Source organism: Winogradskyella forsetii (genome assembly GCF_013394595.1).
Taxonomy (GTDB): domain Bacteria; phylum Bacteroidota; class Bacteroidia; order Flavobacteriales; family Flavobacteriaceae; genus Winogradskyella; species Winogradskyella forsetii.
On record NZ_CP053348.1, the window covers coordinates 448,580 to 471,294 of the forward strand.

The following is a 22,715-nucleotide window of genomic DNA, read 5'->3' on the forward strand; positions in this document are numbered from 1 at the left end:
GATTATAATTTCATACCTACAAGGTCAAAAAGAGACCTTGCAGGATTGCTACGAATTTTAGTAGCTGTCTTTTTATAATTGTCCATTATGGGCTTTTATACAATCCCATCAAAACCTTCTCAGGTGTCATAGGAGCATGAAACTTCATATCATATTTAGGATTAAACGCTTTAATCGCATTCTGAATTGCAAAGTAAGCGCCAATACCATACATTAATGGTGGCTCACCAACAGCTTTAGATTTTAAAATGGCCAAGTCATGACCTTTAGTTTGTAAGGGTAAGGTTTCTACACGTTTTGGTACTGAAAAAATATCGGGAATTTTATAGGTCGATAAGGCATTGGATAATAATTTCCCGTTGTCATTATAGGCTATTTCTTCCATCGTCATCCAACCGATCCCTTGAACCAAAGCCCCTTCAACCTGACCCAGATCTATACCTTCACTCATACTTTTACCATAATCATGAACTATTTTTACCGAATCAAATTCATAAGTGCCACGCATGCAATCTACTGTTGTTGTAATGATAGAAGTTCCGTAAACATGATAGGCAAAGGGATGGCCTTTTTCCTTGGTTTTATCAAAATGGATTTCTGGTGTGGCATAGTGTGCGTTTTCAGTTAAAGCCACACGTTTTAGCATGGCTTTACTGATAAGTTCTGTCCAAGATAAATCCGATTTTTTATCATTGATATGGACAAATTCATATCGTAAAGTGATATCCTCATTTTTAGTTTTTAATTCTTCTTTCGCTACCATTTTTAAGCGTTCCAAAAGTGCCTTGCAGGCTTTTAAAGTCGCTTTTCCATTTAAATCGGCAGTAGAACTAGCCGCAGAAGGCGAGGTGTTGGCGACACGAGTGGTATTGGTCGTTTCAATCTTAATTTTTTCAATAGGAATCGAAAATACATCAGCGGCAATTTGCATCATTTTGGTATTAACGCCTTGTCCCATTTCTACAGCAGCTGTGCTGATTCCAACACTTCCATCCAAGTAAATGTGAACCAATGCACGTGCATGGTTCATTGGTGTGTTGGTAAATGAAATGCCAAAGCAAATCGGCATAAAAGCAATCCCTTTTTTAAAGCTTGAATTAGTGTTATTGAAATCTTCAACCTCTTGTTCCAAAGTTTCAATATCAAATAAATCTTTAGCCGCATGCCATGAATTTTTTGCTTCTACCAATTTGGCAATTTGTCCATAAGAAAATGTGTCATTTTCATCCAATAAATTCGCTTCTTGAATGTCTCTTGAAGTCACACCAATTTCATGAGCTGCTTTTGCAATGGCAGACTCAATAACGAACATCCCTTGCGGACCACCAAAACCTCGAAAAGCGGTGTTCGGTGGTAAATTGGTTTTACAACTTGCTACGGAAACATTTACATTGGGAACAAAGTAACTATTTGTGGCGTGGAATAAGGTTCGCTCAGCAACGGCAGGAGACAAGTCGGCTGCTGCACCAGCATTTTGTAGAAATTCAGCTTCATAAGCCAATATTTTTAAGTCTTTGGATAAGCCGATTTTATAGGTGCTTTCATAAGGATGGCGTTTACCTGTCATACGTAAATCGTCGTGACGGTTTAATACTAATTTTACGGATTGATTGAGATGAAACGTTGCTAGAGCAGCCATTACAGCCCAAGGTGTTGCTTGGTCTTCTTTGCCGCCAAAACCACCACCAAGACGTGTAACATCGACTTCAATTTTGTGCATGGCCACACCCAAAACTCTGGCCGTAGTCGCTTGTACAGCGGTTGGTCCTTGTGTTGACGAGGTGATTTTTATATGACCATTTTCCATCGGTTCAGCGTAAGCACCTTGTGTTTCGATGTATAAATGTTCCTGTCCGTTTGAAAAGGTTTCGCCTTCAAAAATATAATCGCAATTCTTAAACGCCTCTTCTGCATCACCTAAGGAAAAGGAGCGTGGTTTGTTAATTAAACTGCCTTTGGCCTTGGCATCTTTGGCAGTAGTAATCACAGGGAGTTCTTCGATGTCGATGTCTATCAATTCTCTTGCTTTTCTGGCAATAAATTCGGTTTCTGCAACAATCAAAGCAATAGGCATACCCCAAAAATGGACTTCGGCTTCTGCAAATAATGGTTCATCTGCAATGATGCCACCAATTTCATTTTTGCCTGGAATATCTTTATAGGTAAAAATACGTTGCACACCTTCCAAAGCTTCGGCTTTAGAATAATCGATACTTTTTATTTTTCCATGAGCTTTAGGCGAATCAAAAACCACAGCGTGAAAGGTGCCTTGTCTAATATTTACATCGTCAACATAGAGAGATTCGCCGCGAACATGCGTGTAAGAATCCCTGTTTTTGATGCTTTTTTTGAGGGATTTTGAAACCGCATCCAATTCAGAATTCAACGTGTTATGTGATTTGTTTTTAGGCATGTTGAACAAAGTGGTTTAAAGTGAATTGCTCTGGAAATAATTCCGTAAAATGGGCGAAGAATAATTGTCTTGCCAACAAACGTTTATAATCGCTTTTACCACGAACATCGCTAATTGGTGAAATTTCATTTTGAAGGCTGTCATTGGCTTCCAAAATGGTTTCAGAAGTCAATGATTTCCCTATTAAAAATTTTGAAGTTTTATGTAAATACTTCGGAATTGCTGCAACACCTCCAACAGCGACATGTGCTTCCGAAATGGTATTATTTTCTATAGAAATATGAATGGCAGAATTGACACTGGCAATATCTAAATGAGTACGCTTACAGACTTTTTCAAAATTGAAATAGGATTGATTTGTTGGTAATTTGAACTTTATAGCTTTGATAAGTTCGCCTTCTCTTAAATCGAATGTCTTATAATCTTGATAGAAATTTTTAAGTGCAACCGTTCTTTCGTTTTGGTTCTTGTCAATAATTATAATGTCACTATTTAAAGCCAAAAAGAAAATCGTCATATCGCCAATTGGCGACGCATTGACTAAGTTGCCACCAAAGGAAGCCATATTTCTAATTTGCTCTGAAGACACTAGCTTTAGATGCTTTTTGAGATTTGGAAAATAGTTGTTCAATTCAGAATGGTTCCATAAATCGGAGACGGTTGAATTTGTCCCCATAGTGCAAATCTCATTTTCAATTGTAATACCTTTTAAATACTCTTTTTCAGCTAATAGATGAACCGAATTATCGATGAGATTATCGGCTTGTTGAACGTATAAATCCGTTCCACCAGAAACATATTGTCCTTTGGGTTGGTGTAAATCTTTACGTTCTAAATCTTTCAGTCGCTCAGGAATGGTTTCAAAATACTCTGGAATAAAACCATTGTCAATCAACCAACTAAAGGACTCTGCCTTTTTACCTTCCAATTTTTCAACCACCTGATGCGCTGCTCTTTCAATCGATTTATAGCCTGTACATCTACAAATATTTCCGCTAATGGCATCTAGAGCATTGCTGTAATTCTTTTCAGAATTTGATAAGGCAAAGCCAGTTAGAGCGACCACGAAACCTGGAGTGCAAAATCCGCATTGTGTGGCGTAGTTGGCTTTCATGGCTTCCTGTGCTGTGGTTAATTTGTTTTTTAAATTGGTGCCTTCAACGGTCACAATATGTTTGCCATGTGCATTTCCCAATGGCGAAATACAAGAAGTAATGCTTTGATATTCTATAATTCCGTTCGCTTTTAATGTGCCCACTAAAACTGTACAAGCACCACAATCGCCTTCACGACAACCTATTTTGGTTCCTGTAAGACGTTGTTGGTAACGTACAAAATCCAATAAGGTCATTCCAGAATTTTCTGGTGTTTTTATAGTTCTGTTGTTTAGGATGAAGGTTATCAATGGTTAAAATTTATTTTTTCTAAAGATTTTAGCCTAAAAAGTTAAGGTTATCGAAATTGCTTTTTATTTTTTTTGAAAAAATTATCAATTTTCGGCTTTTTATCAGTTTGTTTAAATTTGTATGTAATGTTTTCAATTTTAGTTTTATTTTCTCTAAATGCAGTTTTACTCTTTACCATAAAACTTGTGTCAGACTTAATAATTCCGTTTAGTTCGTACAAATAGTAAGAGTTAAAAGAATCGGGTCTTGGACTCTGACCTTCCATTCTATAATACTGTATTTTTAAACTATCTTTTTCTATTTCGGCTAAACCTTTGTTGCTTATATCGTTTGGGTTGAAATCACATATACGCTTTATTCTCTTTTCTTCTGAATTTTGTGATTGCAGCATTAATTCGATTACTTCATGTGCATTTTCATAGGTGTTTTCTTTTAATTCTTTTTCAGCACAATAATAATTGGAGAGTCCATTAATTTCATCAATATGAACTACGAAACCATCTTTATAAATAAAAAAAACGGACAAATACTTTATTACGTCAGATTTAATATTATCAGATGTGTTTAGTACATCTCTTTCCAGTTCAGCATAATAGTAACCATCAAGTGTAAGAATTTGCGAAGTAATAGTATTGTCTTCAAAATTTATAAGCTGATTTTTGTGATGAGTTTTAGCGATTCCACAAGAACTAATCATCATCAAGACTAAGAGAAATAATATCACTTTTCGTTTTTTCACAGAATGTTTTTTTTAGTTGCTTAAAGTTATGGTAATTCAATACTCAGTCCTATCCAACTTCTTACTCCATTCTTGAAAAGGCTTCAAAGCAATATCATGTGCCAATTGTAAAAACGGAATTTTTCGCTCTGCATACGGCAAAGGAATTTCATCATAAATAAATTGATCATCGAAGCCAATATTGGCGGCATCAACTTGGGTACTTCCATAATAAACCTTATCTACTCTAGACCAATATATGGCTCCCAAACACATAGGGCAAGGTTCGCACGATGTATATAACTCACATCCATCTAATTGAAAGCTATTGAGATTTTTACAGGCATCACGGATTGCCATGACCTCACCATGTGCAGTGGGATCGTTGGTTGAGGTGACTTTGTTATTGCCTCGTCCAACAATTTTACCGTCCTTTACAATCACGCAACCAAATGGACCACCTTCGTTATTGTTCATTCCTTTTAGTGCAGCATTAACTGCTTCTTGCATGAATTTTTCTTTTTCTGTCATGTATAATTAGTGTCTATTTTTAAATTTTGATTTCAATAAAGGTATTAAATTCAATCAAAATAAAAGGGTTAGTCTATTTGAAAAGTTTGTTGCATAAATAGGTGTTGACTTGCCTTGCAAGGTGCTTTCAATAAAATATGTTTTATTTCAATCAATGCTCAACCATACAGGCGATATTAAAACGAATATCCAATGGCAAAGTTCAGCACAGGTTCATCAGCTTTAAATTCCCAGCGTTGTCCTTCGGGTAATGATGGATCATGAAAAGGCGCCGCCAAATCAAACCGAATGACGAAACCTTGAACATCCACTCGTAATCCAAAACCTGCTCCCATGCCTAGTTCGTTTATAAAATTGGATGTAAATTTATCTGGTGCAGTACCATCCTGCTCCTCAAAGGTCGGATTTGCTACGGAGTTCCAAACATTTCCTGCGTCAGCAAAAACAGCGCCTTTAAAAAACGAAAAAATTGGAAAGCGGTATTCTATATTGGCTTCTAGTCGTATGTTTCCGGTTTGGTCAAAAAACGTTCCATCACTATCTGGATCGGCATCCTCATCGTAAGTTCCTGGTCCCAATGAACGAATCCTGAAAGCTCTCACGCTATAAGGTCCGCCAGAAAAATATTGCTTTACAAACGGAATCACATCAGAATTACCATAAGCCAACCCATAACCAGCAAATAGTCTTGTCGCTATGGTTTGTTCTCTGTTTTTTCCGAAATTCAGATGAAATCTGGCATCAATATCCGCTTTGGCATATTGGGCATATTCTAAGCCTAAAAACTCCTTGGGTTCTCCTGCGTTTTTTTCTTGTCCAAAAAGGCTGATTGAGTTTCCTGCCACATCTAAAGTGGAATTTACGTAAAACTGGTTAGGGTCTTTGGCATCGACCATGCCATTATAAGTAAATGAAAATGTTAACCCTGAAATGAATTGTTGGTCAAAACTGCGCTGTAAAAAGGGATTGTCATCTAAAATTTCCTGAAACTCTTCAGTTGTATTCGATAAGCTTGTATAGTTAACCGAAATTGGGTTGAGCTCATAAGTGATGTAACGGTTGGCATTCCAGACATAGCCAAAAAGTGCATTTCCGGAAAGTAGGGAATATAATTTGCTTCGGTTTAAGAATGTAACGCCCAAACTGGTCTTGGTCTTGGGAATTGAATACTCAAAAAAATCATCGTTGATTTTAAAAGGCGAAATTACCCTTGGAAAAATGAGTTCGCCTTTCAGTCCTACTTCCAAGCTGCTCAATCCGGCGTTTTCTCCACTTCCAAATTGTGTTTCGTAACCAACATTGGCACTAAGGTTAAGTGTCTCACCACCTTTAAAAAGGTTTCTGTTGCTATAGGTCAATGCCAAATTTGGACCTGTAAAATTGTTGGATTTTGTAACTGCTTGTAGTTCCGTCCTCAGAGCGCGTTTGGTCAATGGTGATAAGAAAATATTGGCTTCCAAAGCCCCTAAACTATCCGTTAAGGCCGAATCGATTTCTTTATATTGAATGTTCACATATTTATAAGCACCAATGCTCGATAAACGTCTCGCTGTGTTTTTTGAAGTTTGCGGATTATAAAATTCTTCTTCTTCTAAAGTAATAAACTTATCGAGATATTTTGGCTTGAAAAATAACGAATCCTGAATATAATTTTTCTCATTAAAACGTTCCGCAGTTGCTTTTGTGGAATCTTGTAGGTCATGATTTGGATATATATTGACCTGTTTAATAATATAAGGCACTAGTGCTTTTTTAGGTACTTCGGCTTTTAACTTCAAGAACAAATCGAACCGCTTGTTCTTGTATTGATTGGTGTCCGCTTCAAAAATGAAAAAATCTGGATTAAGATTGTAATAACCCCTTTTCTTTAATTCTGAATCTATACGTTGGCGTTCCAGTTTCATGTTGGACAAATCGAAACGCTTTGTCTTTTGAAAAGCAGAACTGTCTGTTACTTTTTGCACATCATTCTCAATTGGTTGTGGCATCGAATCCAATTGGAAGCTTGCAATCGTATACGGTTTAGGGACTATTAAATTATAAGTCGCAGACGCTTCTATTTCTTTTTCTTCGAATGAGGAACTTGCCGTACTGTAAAAAAAGCCATTGTTTTCTAACCTGTTGCGTAAAATCTCTTCAACTTCAAAAGTTTCCACATCTGATTGATACACTGGTTTTTCACCGACTTGTTTGTATAACCATCGGTTAATAAATCCTGGTTTCTCTTTTTGATTTTTGTAATAAAAATACAAACCTGGTCGCATGCCCAAGAATTTGGTATTTGGCTCAGGTCGCAGAACTGTCTCTAGTTCGTTTTTTAAATCTTGAACATTCTGAACTGTGGAATCGGCATCAATCTCAATCGTAGCGCCAGTATACAAACGTTCGTCTTCAGGAACGTATTTTCTAACACTGCACGAGTATAAAAACAGGCCTAATAGGGCAATAAGGATTATATATTTTGTTTTTAAGTTCAAGTTTTAATTCTTTTTCTGTTCAATGCTTTTATCTGTGGCCTCCGCTTTGGCTTTTAGTTTTTCCTCAGCCGCTTTTTTATCGGCTTCCAGTTTTTCTTTCTTTTGAGTTTGAGCACGGAAAATGGCATCCCAAAGTTCGTTAAATTGGTTGAATTCCTGTGTAAAAATAAGGGCTATTCCACTTACAATAGTTTGTCCATCAATTACGTTTTCAAATTCACTTTTTCTAAAACCTTTCAGTCGGTATCTGCCATCCTCGGAAAGGGTGTATTCTAAACTCACATTACCAATTAATGGTGTCTCTTCTTCTGCTGACCCACTGCCTTCAATATCTACTTCACTACCCACTCTTACCGTTAATCTATCATTAAAAAGTTTCTTTTGGGCCGCAACATCCAATTGTGTTCGGTTGGTTGGGGAATTTCCTTGATAGTCTGTGTAGCTATCAAGACCAAAATCGAGCTCAATACCTGTGTTGCCTAATATTTTATCTGAAAAGGCATTGAGTTGTTCAGAAACGGCATCGTTTAGGTTATCCCTAGCAATGGTTGCGAAGCCACCTGTACTTCCATCGCTTCCAGGTTCTGGGTAAAAACGGTTGAGCACCAATAATGAAAAGACTTGTCGATTAAGTTCACCTTCTTGTTGATTTACTTGTTGAACCCTACCGTAAACTTGTCCACCAATGGCACCTTGTTCTTCTTCAGGCATATCTAAAGCAAACGAGATTTGAGGTTGTAATAATTCGCCATCAATATTTAGATATACTTTAAAAGGTAGTACTTGTCTGTATTTACTTTTCACAGATGGATCTGCTCCAGAAATTTGAGGCGCCATAAGTGCAGAAGCCGAAGTTTCTAAATTGTAAATGGCGCGGACATCCAATTTCGCATCAAATGGATCTCCAGACCATGTCACGCGACTTCCGGGCGCAATCAAAAATTTTCTATTGACCAGATTATAAAGGTTAAGTTCGTAATGGCCATCTGATATTTCATAACCACCACTTAATGTGATACGTCCGTTGGGTGCCATTGTAAATATAAAATCGCCCTCACCTGAAACCCTGAAATTATCACCGGTTTCTTCATCAATAATAATGGTTACTGCCGCTTCTTTACCAACTTTAATTTGAGTTGAAATATCAAAACCTTTTATAGTCGCTGTTTGTTCTTCGGTTTGTGTAAGAATGGCATCTGGATTTTCACGATTCACAAAAGCAACAACACCATCGCGTTCCTCAATACTGGCAAGGCTTGATGGCAATACATAAGTAAGATCAGTTTCTGAACCTAAAGTCATTTTAGCGCTCAATTTTGGAATTTGTAAATCACCAGTAAGAGTGGCATTGGCATCAAAGGTCACTTTTCCGTAGAATTCTTCATTATCTTCTTGTGTGGCATTCAGCACTTGGAAATTGTTTGCCTGAACCTCTAAATCAAATGTTGGATTTATAAAACTTTCAGTGCCTATGTCTCCAGACAAAACCAAGTCATTATTGTTTTCGTCGCTTATGGTAAAATTGGACATAGACAGGCCGTCGTTATCAATGTTAAGGGTTTCATTGGCCATCTTGAATTTTGTATTCAGTTTAGCGATATTGAAACCCGCATTATCAAAAGTTATTGAACCATTATATTGTGGATCAGTAGTGGTGCCTGTAACTTTAAAGGCACCAGAAAAACTTCCGTCTGTCTCTTTTATTTCACCTAATGATAGGGTATTGAGGGCTTTCATTTTAAACGTGTTGATGTCTAAATTCAAATCGAGATTGGCTGTATTATTACTAACCATATAATCACCAACCAAATCAAAATCGATATCACCACCTTTTAATCCTGCATTAAATGCATAACTACCTGCTCCAAGAGAGTTTCCATTGATGCTCAATACGCCTAAGTCTGTGTTGAGCACATTGAATTGTTCAATACTTAAATCTGCAACAAGACCTGTATTTGCAAAAGGATCTTCGAGAATGAAATTACCGTTGAGTTGCCCTGATGCTATTTCAGTTTCTGGATTTAAATAATTGAAGACCTCGTTAATTTCAAAATTCCCAAACTCTATAGCGATATGTTGCTTTGTGAAATTGGGTAATTTATCTGTAATTTCAATGGATTGATTGTTTTTAGTGATTTTAAAATCCGTGAATTCTAGATTTTTGTCCACAAAAACAATTTCATTGGAACCTGGAATCATCCATTTTTCCTTATTCAAGATTAAACTATCGGGATTAACTGAAAATTGCAAACGTTCACGATTTCCTGTGATTTTTGTATTGACGTTCATCAGTTTTTCATCATTGTGATAGCCTAAAAAATTTAATGACAATTCGTTATTGGTCTGATTTCCGGTAATGACGGTTTTAGGAATTTCTAAAGGTCCGGCGCTTATGTTTTCAAAACCAAGATTGAATTTGAAATTGTCCTTATCCGTATTCATGGAAAACGCTAAGCTATCGAGTTCATTGCCACTGTAATTTATATGTGGTGCGGTAATATTGGCTTTTAATTTTCTAGCTTTTTCGTTAAAATCTATGGAAATATCAATAGTGTCCAAATCTTTTACGTTTACTAAAAATACATCGTTCAGTAAGGGCGATTCTGAAACGCTTCCTTCAAGTTTTAGATTGACGAATTTGGTAATAGAATCCGGAATTTTCTCATCGCGATAAAAATAACTGGACACATGCCGTTTTAAAGCGTTGCTAAAAGTTACAGGATCGGCATTTGACTTTAAGTCTAAATCAATCATTTTATTGCTCAAGGACACCGATGACGTGTCTGCTCTAACATGGGCCAAAGCCTTTAGTGAGCCCAACAAATAGGTTCTGTTATCATATACTACAACACCATCATCAATAATTGCAGACAGGTCATAACTTTTGCTATTGCCTTTAAAATCTGCGTAAATATTCATGCCGGTTTTTACGTTGCGACCCATGAGTCCAAGTGCTTGTAGATTTGCGCCAATGACATTCAACTCTAACGTGGCTTCTGGTGCAATTGAATCGAGAACCACAAAAGCATCTAGATTTACATTTAGGTTGTCGTCTTTGTATTTTGAAATCACATTACCTCTGCCATTTTTTAAATTGCCTTTGATATTAAGGTCTTTTATAGCATAATCATTAAGTTGGAATTTTGAAACGGTCGCATCCAAAGAGGCATCCAAAGTGTTAATAGTTTTTCCGTTTCCTTCCGAATCAATGGTTAAACTTAATTCTCCAAATTGAGGGTTGTTAAGCAATTCGTTGACTTTATAATCTTCAATGGTAATCGAAGCGTCGTAAGCAATGCTATTTTCATTTTTGAAATTCCCATCTATAGTGGCCAGACCTTGAGTAGTTGTCAGTTTTGCTTTTGCGGAAATATCTGTTGGACTTCCGTTGAAGTTACCTGTGAGTTCAACGTCATTAGGTAAGCTGACTCCTAGATCTTTTTCACTTACAAACTGAATTAAATCCGAACGTCTTGTGTTTGCAGAAAACTGTGGAATATTAAATTGAAGTGTTTCAGGATTGGTTACATTTTGAATGGATCCTGAAGCCGAAATTTGAGTTGATTTTCCCCAATTGACTTCAGTATTTGTTAGATTTATGGACGCTAAAGTTCCTGAGGCATTGAGATGTCCTTTAAACGGTTTTTCGCTTAGTTTTTTGACATATTCGTTATTTTTTAAATCGGGTTGAAACTTGAAGAGATCTGACAATGACAAACGAAACGCTGGTAAATTCAATTTTACTTTGGTAGTTTCGGGTGTTTCAATTAATTGCGAAAGGGACTGGTAATCTAATTTTGCATCACCCGAAATGGCATTGTTATTCAGTTGGAATTTCAAATCATCTAAAACCATATTTTGGTCTGTAGCCTTAAAATTAACTGCCAATTGCTTGAGATTAAATCCTGAAATTTCATTAAAATTCAGTTGCTCTAAATTGAATGTTGCTTTTTTATCTTCTAATAGAACGTCTTTAGCTTGAAGCGTTAAATTTGAAAGCGCAATAGCATTTGGGTTAAAAACATCTTTTTGCGGTGCTGCATTGCCGACACGATAATTAAACTGATTGTTTTTAAAATCTATTTCGGCAATATTTACTTTTATTTGAGGCCATTCAAAGATTTCAATGTCCTTTTTGGCGTCGTCTTTGGTTTCTTCTATTTTTTGAGTAAGACCATTGATTTCGGCTTCAGTCGTTAAGCTGATTCTAGAATTTTTGAGAGTTATGTTTTTAAGGTTGAAATCACTAGCTTCCACATTTATAAGAGGAGCTTCTGTCGCGAACTCCGAAATGTCAACATCTGCGATGATTCGGTCGGGTTGGGATTCGTAATAAGCGACCACGTTGTTTAAAGCTAAATTTTCAAACGCTAATTTTGGCAAAGGTACGTCTGAAGCTGTCGTATCAAGCGCAACAGGTTTTTGAATGAATTTGATGTTGGCATTACTAAGTTCAATGGTCGAAGCCTCAAAAATCATCGCTTCGATATTGGTGGTTTCCATATCCGCTTCCAGCTTACCGATTTTAAATCTAGAATCAATTCCTGCAACAGCATCATCAAAAACGATATCAAAGTTATTGAAGTTTAAGTTGCCAAGAACAAGGTTTAGAGGTGCGGAAGTTGTATCTGTAGCAACAGCTGTGCTGTCTGTTGCTGCAAAAGCATCTATTAAAAACTGAAAATTGTAGCCTTGGATGGAATCTTTTCGAATAATATTGGCACGCAAACCATCCCAATCAAGAGCATCGACACCAACGGCTTCGCCTCTAATCATTTTCCAAAGTGGAATGTTGGCTTCAAGGGATTTGGAATAGACCAAAGTGTCACCTTTTTTGTCTTCTAAATAAAGGCCGTCGAGTTGTACATCGCCATCAAATGTAATAAAGAGTTTTTCTATGTCAACTTTGGTGTTGGTTTTATCGGAGACATATTTTACAACTTTGTCCACAATGATGCCTTGTCCCCACGGACTTCTGACGAAAAGAATGACCAAAAATAAAAACACAAGAATTCCCAGTAACACGCGTAAAGTTCTGCGCAACCAACGATAGTTTCGTTTTTTAGGGGTTTTGGTCTTTATGTTTTCGGTATTGTCCAATTTTCAAATATAAACGGACAAATGTATTATAATTGTCTTGATTGCTATTAATATTAACGCTCACAGTCCAATATTTTAACTAAAGTCGAGGTGTTTTTTTTGTCCCTTTTGGGACAACATTTTCATAAAACCGAACGATAACAGTTGAAATTTGTGCCTTTAGGTAGAATATATGGCGTACCTAAAGGCACGCTAGAAAAACTTGCTCAATTGTTTTTAGCGATTTTGTATGCCTAAAGACACAAATTTGGCTCTGACTAAATCGCTTTAGCGCGATTTTTTGTTTCTAACAATCGTTTGCTAGTATGGATGAAAAATTGTAGTTAAAAAACGAGTTAATAGAAACCAATATTTTCAAATAAAATTTCGTTTCAAAAATTCATCAGCATTGATAAATAATAGACGGTCGATAATTTCCGTAGCCGAAATTTGATTTTGAGGCTGTAATTTTGAAGCATTGGATTGAAGATAATTTTTAGCTTTTTCGATGAGATAAGGTTTGATATCTTCAATATTTTCAGCAGTCCAAAGTCCTTTTATAGGATTAACAATGCCATCAAAATCTGAACCGATTGCCATGGTTTCCCAGCAGAATAAATTATGTTTATCCAGAATTTCTGCCATGTGCTGCAGTTGGTTCCAGATTAATTGAGATTTGTTTCTATAGCGTCTTTTCTTGCTGGGCCAGTAAGTGCGTGAGCTTCTAATCGCTTTTTTACTACCAACACGTCGCTCGTCTAATTGTAACCCAAAAATACCTTTGGATTTTGCAATGCGTACAAGTTCAGAATCATATAAGTTGATGTCGATATCACTGAAATTATCGCTGAGGTCGGAGTCGGAATTGTTCCATTCTTCGATAGAACGCTTACCATTTACGGCACCATGGCTGACAATAATCGGAATATTTTCAGAAGCATATTTGGTTTTCAATAAGTTGTAATAGGTTTTTCGAGATGCGGTGCTCATGTGTTTTACGTCGATAAGAATGCGTTTGTTTTCCGAGTTATCCAAAAGTTTGTCTATAACTTTAAAGCCTAATTCAGTAACATCTGTATTGAGGCCACGATTTTGTTCTTTCTTAATTAATCCTATACTGATGCTTCTGGCATGACCACAAATTTCATTATAGAAATGATGCGCTAAAGTGATAAAAAACGGTTTGTGTTCCCAGTTTTTTACCATTTCAATATGTTGCAAAACGGTGGCTTCATCGGCTGTGTCTTTATCTTTGTCCATTCCAGTTTCAAAAGCATGAGCGCCTTCTATGGTTGGTACTAAGCTGATTATTCTTCTTTTGTCCGTAGAGGTTTCTATATTGGTTTGAATTTCAGAATAGTTGCTGACTAAACGATAAGTAAATGTTATATCATCTACAATCTGAGCCATATTATTAAGTTGCATATAATAATTATACTCATCATTCAAATCTTGAAAATAACTAGAGTGATTTCTTAAATTATCGATACGTTTCTGACTGACTCCTGCAGCTAAATTCACTAAGAGATCAGGAATGAATTTAAAGCCTAACATTTTATCCTTTAAAAAATGTTTTTCAAAAGGATATAATGAAATGACCACAATGTTGCAATTTGTTTTTGCTAAAGCCGTGAGATCGGTCTGCGTGAATTTTGTGAGCGTGAGTAAAAGATTGACATGCTTTTCTAGGTAATTTGGCGGACTGTAATGCCAAATGGAATTTTTACGACCACTATCGAGATTATTCTGTTTTGGTGGTTGGTATTTAAAACTTTTTCCAAAAGGTTTTAAAGCCGGATGGCAATGTAAATCTATATATGACTTGCTCATAATTAGCTCATTATAATGATAACAAGATAGCTTTTATTTGCTAGAATTAGTAGAAGTCAACTGATAAATTATTGAGAATTAAGCGTCTAATGCATCTATGGCTAGGAATCTGATTTAATTACGCGACTTGTTTATCTGAATTTTCAGAAGTTTTTACTTTTATCTTAAAAATAGGTTTAAGGAAACGCTCTAACTGATCAAATTCAATTAAAAATGCATCATGGCCATGAATGGACTTTATCTCATGGATATTGACATTTTCTTTTCTACTCTTTAATTCTACAAAACTATTCCAGTTTTCTTCCGCTTTAAAAAACAAGTCTGAATTAATGGTGATAATATGAATATCGGATTCAATTTTTGAAGCGACGTCTAAAAAGTCACCTCGTCCTGCGGTAATATCAATAGTGCGTAAAATTTGATTCATCATTTTATAAGCCGATAGGTTAAAACGATTAGTCAACGTGTTACCATGGTAATTTAACCAAGATTCAATATTGAAAAGGTCATTACTTCTTTTAGTTCTTTCAAACTTCTGCTTCAATGATTCTGGCGTACGATATAAGGTCATGGCATGCATCCTCGCATCTGCTAATGGGTCACTAGAATGATTGAGAATTGCATCTTGAATATGGCAATTAGCAATCAACCAATCCGTAGATTTCCAATCCGTAGCTATTGGAATTAAATGTTCAATAAGATGAGGTTTTAATGCCGCCAGTTCCCATGCAATACCACCTCCAACAGATCCACCAATGACCGCAAAAAGCTGCTCTATTCTTAATTGCTCCAGTCCCAAGGCAAACAATTTAGCGATATCTCGAGCCGTGAAATCTTTGTAGTTTTCGATTAAATTTTCAGCTTTAGTGTCGTAGCCATTCCCTGGAATATTGAATGCTAAAATAGTATATGAATCCGTATCTATACATTTGTTTGGGCCAATTAAATCATTCCACCAGCCATGCTCTCCAATGATATTGGAATTAGCGGTAAGAGCGTGGTTTACCAAGACAATAGGAGCATTATGCAGTACTTTTCCAAAGGTTTGATAAGATAGATTTATAGTATAAGTCTTTCCTGATTCGGTATTAAAATCTGATATATGTATATAATTTAATTTTCCCATCTTTTAGTCCCCATGAAGGCGAGAATCCTTTTAAATTTTTAAGTGATTAAACAGATACCTCTAAGAAAGAGATATCTGTTTTTTAGAATTAACAGTCGTCGTAAAAACTAATTTTGAAGTGCTTGCTTCTGTTTTACAGCCGCAAATGCTTCTTTTAAATCTGCTTTTAAGTCCTCAATATTCTCTAGGCCAACAGATAATCTAATTAAATCCTTGGTCACTCCAGTCGTTTCTTGAGCGTCATCACTTAATTGTTGATGCGTGGTGCTTGCAGGATGAATAATCAATGATTTTGTATCACCAATATTGGCTAATAGAGAAAATATTTTGGTGGTATCTGCGATGGTTTTTGCAGCCTCATAACCGCCTTCATATCCGAAGGTAACGATGCCACTTTGCCCTTTTGGCAAGTACTTCTTCGCAAGGGAATTATATTTACTAGATTCTAGACCAGGGTAATTGACCCATTTCACTTCGGGTTGTGCTTGCAGCCATTTCGCTAATTCCAATGCGTTTTCACTATGTTTTTGAATACGTAATTCTAAAGTCTCCAACCCTTGAATAATTTGGAATGCGTTAAACGGACTCAATGCGCCACCATAATCACGTAAGCCTTCAATTCTAATTTTTGCAATAAAGGCAGCAGGTCCAATGACTTCGCTATATACTAAACCATGATAACCTGCAGAAGGTTCTGTGAATTCTGGGAATTTACCGTTGGTCCAATCGAAAGTTCCGGCGTCAATAATAATTCCGCCTAAAGACGTTCCGTTACCATTGATGTACTTGGTCAAAGAATGAATGACAATATTAGCGCCATATTCAATTGGATTCAAAAGCGAAGGCGTCGCCACTGTATTGTCTACAATTAAAGGAACTTTGTGTGCTTTTGCTGCTTTTGAAATCGCCTCTAAATCTAAAACATCGAGTTTAGGGTTTCCTAAAGATTCAACAAAAATGGCTCTTGTATTTTCCTGAGCGGCTTTTTCAAAATTTTCTGGTTCAGAGGCATCCACAAATGTAGTTGTGATACCGTGTCTTGGCAGTGTAACACTCAATAAATTGTAGGTTCCTCCGTACAAACTACTTGAAGCCACAATATGGTCTCCAGCACGTAGAAGTGTCAACAATGTTGTTGAGATGGCTGCGGTTCCGGAAGCTGTTGCAACGGCTCCAATGCCGCCTTCCAATGCTGCTAATCGCTGTTCTAGAATATCGTTTGTTGGATTATTTAAACGTGTGTAAATAAATCCTGGAACCGATAAATTGAATCGTCCTGCGGCATCATCCGAATCATCGAAAACATAAGATGTGGTTTGGTAAATAGGAACAGCTCTTGTTCCTCCTGTTTGACTAACGTCGTGTCCTGCGTGCAACGCTTGTGTTGCGAATTTTTGTGTACTCATTTTTCTTGTTTTTGAGTTAATAATAATTAAGTCAAACCAATGATGAAATAAAATTCCATGAATGGAAACACCATTAATGGCGTTTATACTAGAAAAATGTTATAAAGAAAATGCTAATTACAGATGGGTAATTAGTCTTGAGTTATCTATCCAATCTATCGATTAATGAATCGAACAATTAAGTAGAATTTAGCACCTTCATAGTAAATCTAAGGGTTGCTAAGGCTTCATCGAGTCTATCTCTCCGCCTTTCTTGATAACATTTACGGAAAATTTTAAATCTAAATTTCTTTGGTGTTTCAAAATTTTAAAATCCTCATTTGCATATACAAACTGCGGTTTTCAAATTTTTCACGCCTCAAACTTTAAAATTTAAAAGTTTCCCTTTCAGTAAGTGTTTGAACTTTGTGAATACAAATATTGCAACACAAAAATTAGAATTCCAAATTTATTAAGACTTTTTATGGATTTTTTATGAAATTCAGATAATTAAGAAGCATTTTTTGCCAAATACTTCACCTTAATAATTTCACCCACAGGCTTATTTTCAATCTTGCTTTCCAACCAAGAAATAATGTCTAAATACAGAAATGCCCTACGTTCGTATGGATGGTCTTCGTAAGTTTTTAAGGTTTTATGCAGTTCCTTAAACGCATTTTTAAGGTCGTGTGGATAAATATCATGAAGCCCTCTAATGAATTTTATCATTTCTTTCTGCACTTCGTATAAATCATTCATCTTTATCAAAAACTTGTAGGTGCTTCTTAAAAGGGTTTCTAAATGGTAATCCAATCCGGCTTCGTAATGGGCTACAAGATTTAAGACTCTCGAAAAACAGAGTAAATCTTCTCGCATGGAAAGCGATTTGTTGGAAATAATCTTGTCTAAATATTTTATGCACGCTTTATTGTTTCCTGCACCAAAATGTAAACTGGCAAACTTGTAGTAAAAAATCATTTTATGATGCGGATCAATGCGGTCTTTAAACTGAATGAGTTGTTTTTCAATTTGAGGAATTAATGCCAAACCTTCTTCAAAACTGCCATCAATAAAATGTTGGTTGATGCTATGGAAATTGGTATAAAGAAACACTAAGCTTGAAACATTTTCATCTTTATTGAATTTCGAATTGTTTACGGTAGCTTTAAAATGCTCTAATTTTTTGACGAATTTTGGTTTGTTTCCAATAAAAAATAAAGATTCCAAAAGGTAGTTGTTCCCTTTGAGATAAAAAACCGGATTTAGGTTAATCATGCTTGGATTTTGATGAAATAAATCTACCCATCTTGAAGCGTATTTATAGCAGTTCAAAAAATCTTGAAGCAAAAAACTTTGCCACAAATTGGCTTTGTAAAGCCAAAGCTTTTCACGAAATCCTAATTTGGCCAAGTTGATTTTAGGTAATCGATCATCAAAATATTTAGTGACCATTTGGCTCTCTTTTTCATTTTTTACGTAGCCTGTTTTAAGAATGGTACTGTAAAGCTGTAACGATAAATTAGAGAGTTTACTCGCAATAACATTGAGAGAACTCAACTCCTTGGCTTGGATAGCCAACTCATCGGCACGTGTACTGATGCTGCGTGTAATGTATTGAGATTCAATTACTTTTTCAAGTTCAACAATTTCAAAAGCTGAATTTTTCTCTTCATACGAAATCGCTAATTCCTTCGCCTTGTCCAATATTTTCAAACTTTGTTTATATAAGCCCTTGTGATACAAAATGGAAGCAAAATCGAGTTGTTCCCTAATTTGTAAACGCACATTTTGATGCGAAGGATTCAACTTTAAGCTGATTAAAATCTGTTTATATAAATGTGCTTTTACATTGGCAAGCTGCTGCTTTTTTACGATACCACTTTTTATTATCGACGTTTCATTATAGCCTTTGGCTTTATCTAAAAAACTGAAAAGTTTCATGAATTTTGAATCAGAATTCACACCAAGCCGCCCTACATAAAGTTTGAATTGTCGTTTTTCAGACTTTGTCAAAGACTTCACGAGTGAAAATAAATTATCTTTTTGGTCTTTAGTTGTCAATGTAAAATGGCTTTATTATGTTGATAGTCAATAAAATAATAACTGTTTTCGCTTTTGAACATCGTAAAACAATGCAATCGTGAGCGGATTTTTAATATTCAAAATATAAATTCGTAAGACAATACTATAAATATATTTTGATATATGTCAGATAACAATATACAAATCTTCGATACAACTTTGCGTGATGGCGAACAAGTTCCGGGTTGCAAACTTAACAAGGAGCAAAAAGTTATTATCGCAGAACAGTTAGATGTCCTTGGGGTCGATGTGATTGAAGCTGGTTTTCCTGTGTCAAGTCCTGGTGATTTTAAATCGGTTGAAGCCATTTCAAAAATAGTGAAAAACGCAACGGTTTGTGGATTGACGCGATCGGTTCAAAATGATATAAAAGTAGCTGCAGAAGCCTTAAAATATGCTGCAAAGCCAAGAATCCATACAGGTATTGGGACTTCAGAATCACATATTGTTCACAAATTCAAAACGACTCAAGATGATATTTTAGAGCGTGCGTTCGCGGCTGTAAAATATGCAAAGTCCTTTGTTGAGGATGTTGAATTCTATGCCGAAGATGCTGGTAGAACAGATAACGAATATTTAGCAAGAGTCTGTGAAGCGGCAATTAGAGCTGGTGCAACCGTATTGAATATTCCAGATACAACAGGTTACTGTTTGCCAAGTGAATATGGCGCAAAAATTAAATATTTAAAAGAGAATGTAAAAGGTATAGAAAAAGCCATTCTATCCTGCCATTGTCATAATGATTTGGGTCTAGCAACGGCCAATTCCATTGAAGGTGTAATTAATGGTGCGAGACAAATAGAGTGTACCATTAACGGTATTGGGGAACGTGCCGGTAACACGGCTTTGGAAGAAGTGGTGATGGTTTTGAAACAACATCCTTACCTTAATTTAGATACCAATATCAATACGTCAATGCTGTATGGAATGAGTCAACTTGTTTCGGATAGTATGGGAATTTATACGCAACCAAACAAAGCCATTGTGGGATCTAACGCCTTTGCACATAGTTCTGGAATTCATCAAGATGGTGTCATTAAAAATCGTGAAACTTACGAAATCATTGACCCTAAGGATGTTGGTGTCACTGAATCTGCAATTGTGTTGACCGCAAGAAGTGGGAGGGCAGCTTTAGCTTACAGAGCTAAAAATGTAGGTTACGAACTTACGAAATTGCAATTAGATGATGTCTATGCCAACTTTTTGAAATTTGCTGATAGAAAAAAGCAAATCAATGATAACGACATTCATCAAATTATCGAAACCAGTAAGGTTTACCAACAAATAATTTCAGCTTAATTCATCAACTAGCCTTTAGTTAAAAATGAGATGACCGCTTTTGCGGAAAATAAATATGACAGCAAAAAAAACACTATTCGATAAAGTCTGGGATTCACACGTGGTCAGCACCATAGAAAATGGGCCTCAGATTCTATATATTGACAAACATTTAATACACGAAGTTACAAGTCCGCAAGCTTTCAATGAGTTGGAAGATCGCGGAATTCCTGTTTTCAGGCCAGACCAAATTGTAGCAACGGCAGATCATAATACACCAACTTTAAATCAAGATCAGCCCATTAGAGATGCACTTTCTAGAAAGCAGTTAGAGCAACTTTCTGAAAATTGTAAAAAAAACAATATCACCTTATATGAGTTAGGACATAAATATAATGGAATTGTCCATGTAATGGCGCCTGAGTTAGGAGTGACGCAACCAGGCTTGACCATGGTCTGTGGAGATAGTCACACCTCAACACATGGCGCTTTTGGTGCTATTGCTTTTGGTATTGGTACTAGCCAGGTCGCCCAAGTTTTTGCGAGCCAGTGCCTATTGCTTACAAAACCAAAAAGCTTAAGAGTTTCCGTTAATGGGAAATTAAAGAAAGGTGTGTTGCCAAAAGATGTCATTCTTTATATTATTTCAAAACTAGGCACCAATTCTGGCACAGGTTATTTTTGTGAATATGCGGGAAATGTGTTTGAAGAGATGAGTATGGAAGGCAGAATGACCGTCTGCAATATGAGTATTGAAATGGGAGCACGAGGTGGCATGATTGCGCCAGACGATACCACTTTTGAATACGTAAAAGGACGACAATTTGCGCCGCAAGGTGACGATTTTGATAAGAAAGTGGCCTATTGGAAAACCTTGCCAACGGATGAAGGCGCACAATTTGATAAGGAATACAGTTTTGATGCTGAGGATATAGAACCAATGATTACCTACGGAACCAATCCTGGCATGGGAATTAAAATTTCTGAAAACATTCCGGTTGACGAGAATGCATCCTTTAAAAAATCATTAGCTTATATGAATTTTGAAGCTGGTGAAAGTTTAATCAATAAACCCATTAATTTTGTGTTTATAGGAAGTTGTACCAATTCTAGAATCGAAGATTTTAGAGTGGCTGCAAATTATATAAAAGGGAAGAAAAAAGCTGAAAATGTTACCGCTTGGTTAGTGCCAGGAAGTAAACAAGTGGAAGCCCAGATTATAGAAGAAGGCTTAAAAACGGTGTTTGATGAGGCAGGCTTTGAGTTGCGTCAACCAGGTTGTTCGGCATGTTTGGCGATGAATGATGATAAAATTCCACAAGGCGAATACTGTGTCTCCACCTCTAACAGAAATTTTGAAGGTCGCCAAGGGCAAGGATCCAGAACCATATTAGCTAGCCCTTTGGTTGCTGCGGCAACTGCCGTAGAAGGAAAAATAGTTGATATTACTAAACAATTGAATTAAAGAATTTTTGGCCCTCAAAGGTTTCAACAACTTTTGAGGGCTTAACGTATATGCTGCGAGGCTTGTGCTGAACTTGATTCAGTATCTAAACCTCATAGGTATGAAAGAATAAAAAAGTTTAATTAAAAATATGAAAGTGGATTCCGAATACGTTCGGAACTGCTTTCCTGTCTGCCAACAGGCAGGCGCAGGAAGTATTATGGAAAAATTCACAAAATTACAATCTAAGGCCATTCCACTAAACATTGAGAATGTAGATACAGATCAAATAATTCCGGCACGTTTTTTAAAAGCAACGGATAGAAAAGGATTTGGTCAGAATGTTTTTAGGGATTGGCGATATCATAAAGACGGAACCGTTAATACTGACTTTGTTTTGAACGATCCAAAATATTCAGGTAGCATTTTAGTTGCTGGCGATAATTTCGGTTGTGGATCGAGTAGGGAGCATGCGGCTTGGGCCATTACAGATTTTGGATTTAAAGTCGTGGTGTCTAGTTTTTTTGCAGACATTTTTAAAGGCAATGCGCTCAATAATGGTTTGTTACCAGTGCAGGTTTCAAAAGAATTTCTAAGCGACTTGTTTGATCAAATAGTGTCCAATCCAAATACAGAATTAGAAGTTAATCTCGAAAAACAAACGATTTCTGTAAAAAATTCCGATTTATCTGAGAATTTCGAAATTGATGCCTATAAAAAGACCTGTATGATTAATGGTTACGATGATATTGATTATCTTGTAAATAATAAAGAACAAATTGAGGCTTTTGAAGCCCAGAAAATATATTGATATTATTTCCTGCGAAGGCAGGAAATCGAAGATTCAGCGTAGCTAATCTCAGAATTGAATAAAATAGATTCCTGCCTAAGTAGGAATAATAAAAAATTAAAAATAGTAGAAAGTAGGTGAGATTCCTGCTTTCAC

General features: G+C 36.2%; 13 protein-coding genes and 1 riboswitch. Of the genes, 3 read left to right on the forward strand and 10 right to left on the reverse strand.

The window, feature by feature from the left end; all coding sequences use genetic code 11:
* Nucleotides 1-85 precede the first annotated feature (85 nt).
* The 10 genes from HM987_RS01900 to HM987_RS01945 form a co-directional block, all read right to left on the reverse strand.
* Entirely contained in the window at nucleotides 86-2,413 is a 2,328-nt protein-coding gene (locus HM987_RS01900) for a xanthine dehydrogenase molybdopterin binding subunit (protein WP_218645605.1), read from the reverse strand.
* On the reverse strand, nucleotides 2,406-3,818 hold the full coding sequence (locus HM987_RS01905; RefSeq protein WP_179004719.1) for an FAD binding domain-containing protein: 1,413 nt from the start codon (nucleotides 3,816-3,818) through the stop codon (nucleotides 2,406-2,408). The genes HM987_RS01900 and HM987_RS01905 overlap by 8 nt, the downstream gene beginning before the upstream one ends.
* Before the next feature lie 47 nt (nucleotides 3,819-3,865).
* Nucleotides 3,866-4,558, reverse strand: a complete 693-nt coding sequence (locus HM987_RS01910) for a hypothetical protein (RefSeq protein ID WP_179004721.1) — start codon at nucleotides 4,556-4,558, stop codon at nucleotides 3,866-3,868.
* Nucleotides 4,559-4,594: 36 nt separating this feature from the next.
* Nucleotides 4,595-5,068: a nucleoside deaminase gene (locus HM987_RS01915; RefSeq protein ID WP_179004723.1), complete on the reverse strand. Its 474-nt coding sequence runs from the start codon at nucleotides 5,066-5,068 to the stop codon at nucleotides 4,595-4,597.
* A 176-nt stretch (nucleotides 5,069-5,244) separates the two neighbouring features.
* Entirely contained in the window at nucleotides 5,245-7,545 is a 2,301-nt protein-coding gene (gene tamL / locus HM987_RS01920) for a translocation and assembly module lipoprotein TamL (RefSeq protein WP_179004725.1), read from the reverse strand.
* Nucleotides 7,546-7,548: 3 nt separating this feature from the next.
* On the reverse strand, nucleotides 7,549-12,645 hold the full coding sequence (locus HM987_RS01925) for a translocation/assembly module TamB domain-containing protein (RefSeq protein WP_229724561.1): 5,097 nt from the start codon (nucleotides 12,643-12,645) through the stop codon (nucleotides 7,549-7,551).
* 354 nt (nucleotides 12,646-12,999) lie between these two features.
* The gene (locus tag HM987_RS01930; RefSeq protein WP_179004727.1) at nucleotides 13,000-14,454 is read right to left on the reverse strand and encodes a membrane dipeptidase; all 1,455 of its coding nucleotides are present in this window, start codon (nucleotides 14,452-14,454) and stop codon (nucleotides 13,000-13,002) included.
* Nucleotides 14,455-14,572: 118 nt separating this feature from the next.
* Nucleotides 14,573-15,580: an alpha/beta fold hydrolase gene (locus HM987_RS01935; protein ID WP_179004729.1), complete on the reverse strand. Its 1,008-nt coding sequence runs from the start codon at nucleotides 15,578-15,580 to the stop codon at nucleotides 14,573-14,575.
* Between the two features lie 107 nt (nucleotides 15,581-15,687).
* Nucleotides 15,688-16,986, reverse strand: a complete 1,299-nt coding sequence (locus HM987_RS01940) for an O-acetylhomoserine aminocarboxypropyltransferase/cysteine synthase family protein (protein ID WP_179004731.1) — start codon at nucleotides 16,984-16,986, stop codon at nucleotides 15,688-15,690.
* A gap of 139 nt (nucleotides 16,987-17,125) precedes the next feature.
* Nucleotides 17,126-17,249, reverse strand: a riboswitch (SAM riboswitch).
* A gap of 226 nt (nucleotides 17,250-17,475) precedes the next feature.
* A complete protein-coding gene (locus HM987_RS01945) occupies nucleotides 17,476-19,026 on the reverse strand; it encodes a hypothetical protein (protein WP_179004733.1) in 1,551 nt (516 codons plus the stop codon).
* A 144-nt stretch (nucleotides 19,027-19,170) separates the two neighbouring features.
* Between HM987_RS01945 and HM987_RS01950 the strand changes: the two genes are divergently transcribed.
* The 3 genes from HM987_RS01950 to leuD all read left to right on the forward strand — a co-directional run bounded on the left by HM987_RS01950 (nucleotide 19,171) and on the right by leuD (nucleotide 22,580).
* Nucleotides 19,171-20,346, forward strand: coding sequence for a 2-isopropylmalate synthase (locus HM987_RS01950; protein WP_179004735.1), 1,176 nt, complete (start codon nucleotides 19,171-19,173; stop codon nucleotides 20,344-20,346).
* 55 nt (nucleotides 20,347-20,401) lie between these two features.
* Nucleotides 20,402-21,790: a 3-isopropylmalate dehydratase large subunit gene (leuC, locus tag HM987_RS01955; protein WP_179004737.1), complete on the forward strand. Its 1,389-nt coding sequence runs from the start codon at nucleotides 20,402-20,404 to the stop codon at nucleotides 21,788-21,790.
* A 199-nt stretch (nucleotides 21,791-21,989) separates the two neighbouring features.
* The gene (gene leuD, locus HM987_RS01960; protein ID WP_179009822.1) at nucleotides 21,990-22,580 is read left to right on the forward strand and encodes a 3-isopropylmalate dehydratase small subunit; all 591 of its coding nucleotides are present in this window, start codon (nucleotides 21,990-21,992) and stop codon (nucleotides 22,578-22,580) included.
* Nucleotides 22,581-22,715: the final 135 nt, after the last annotated feature.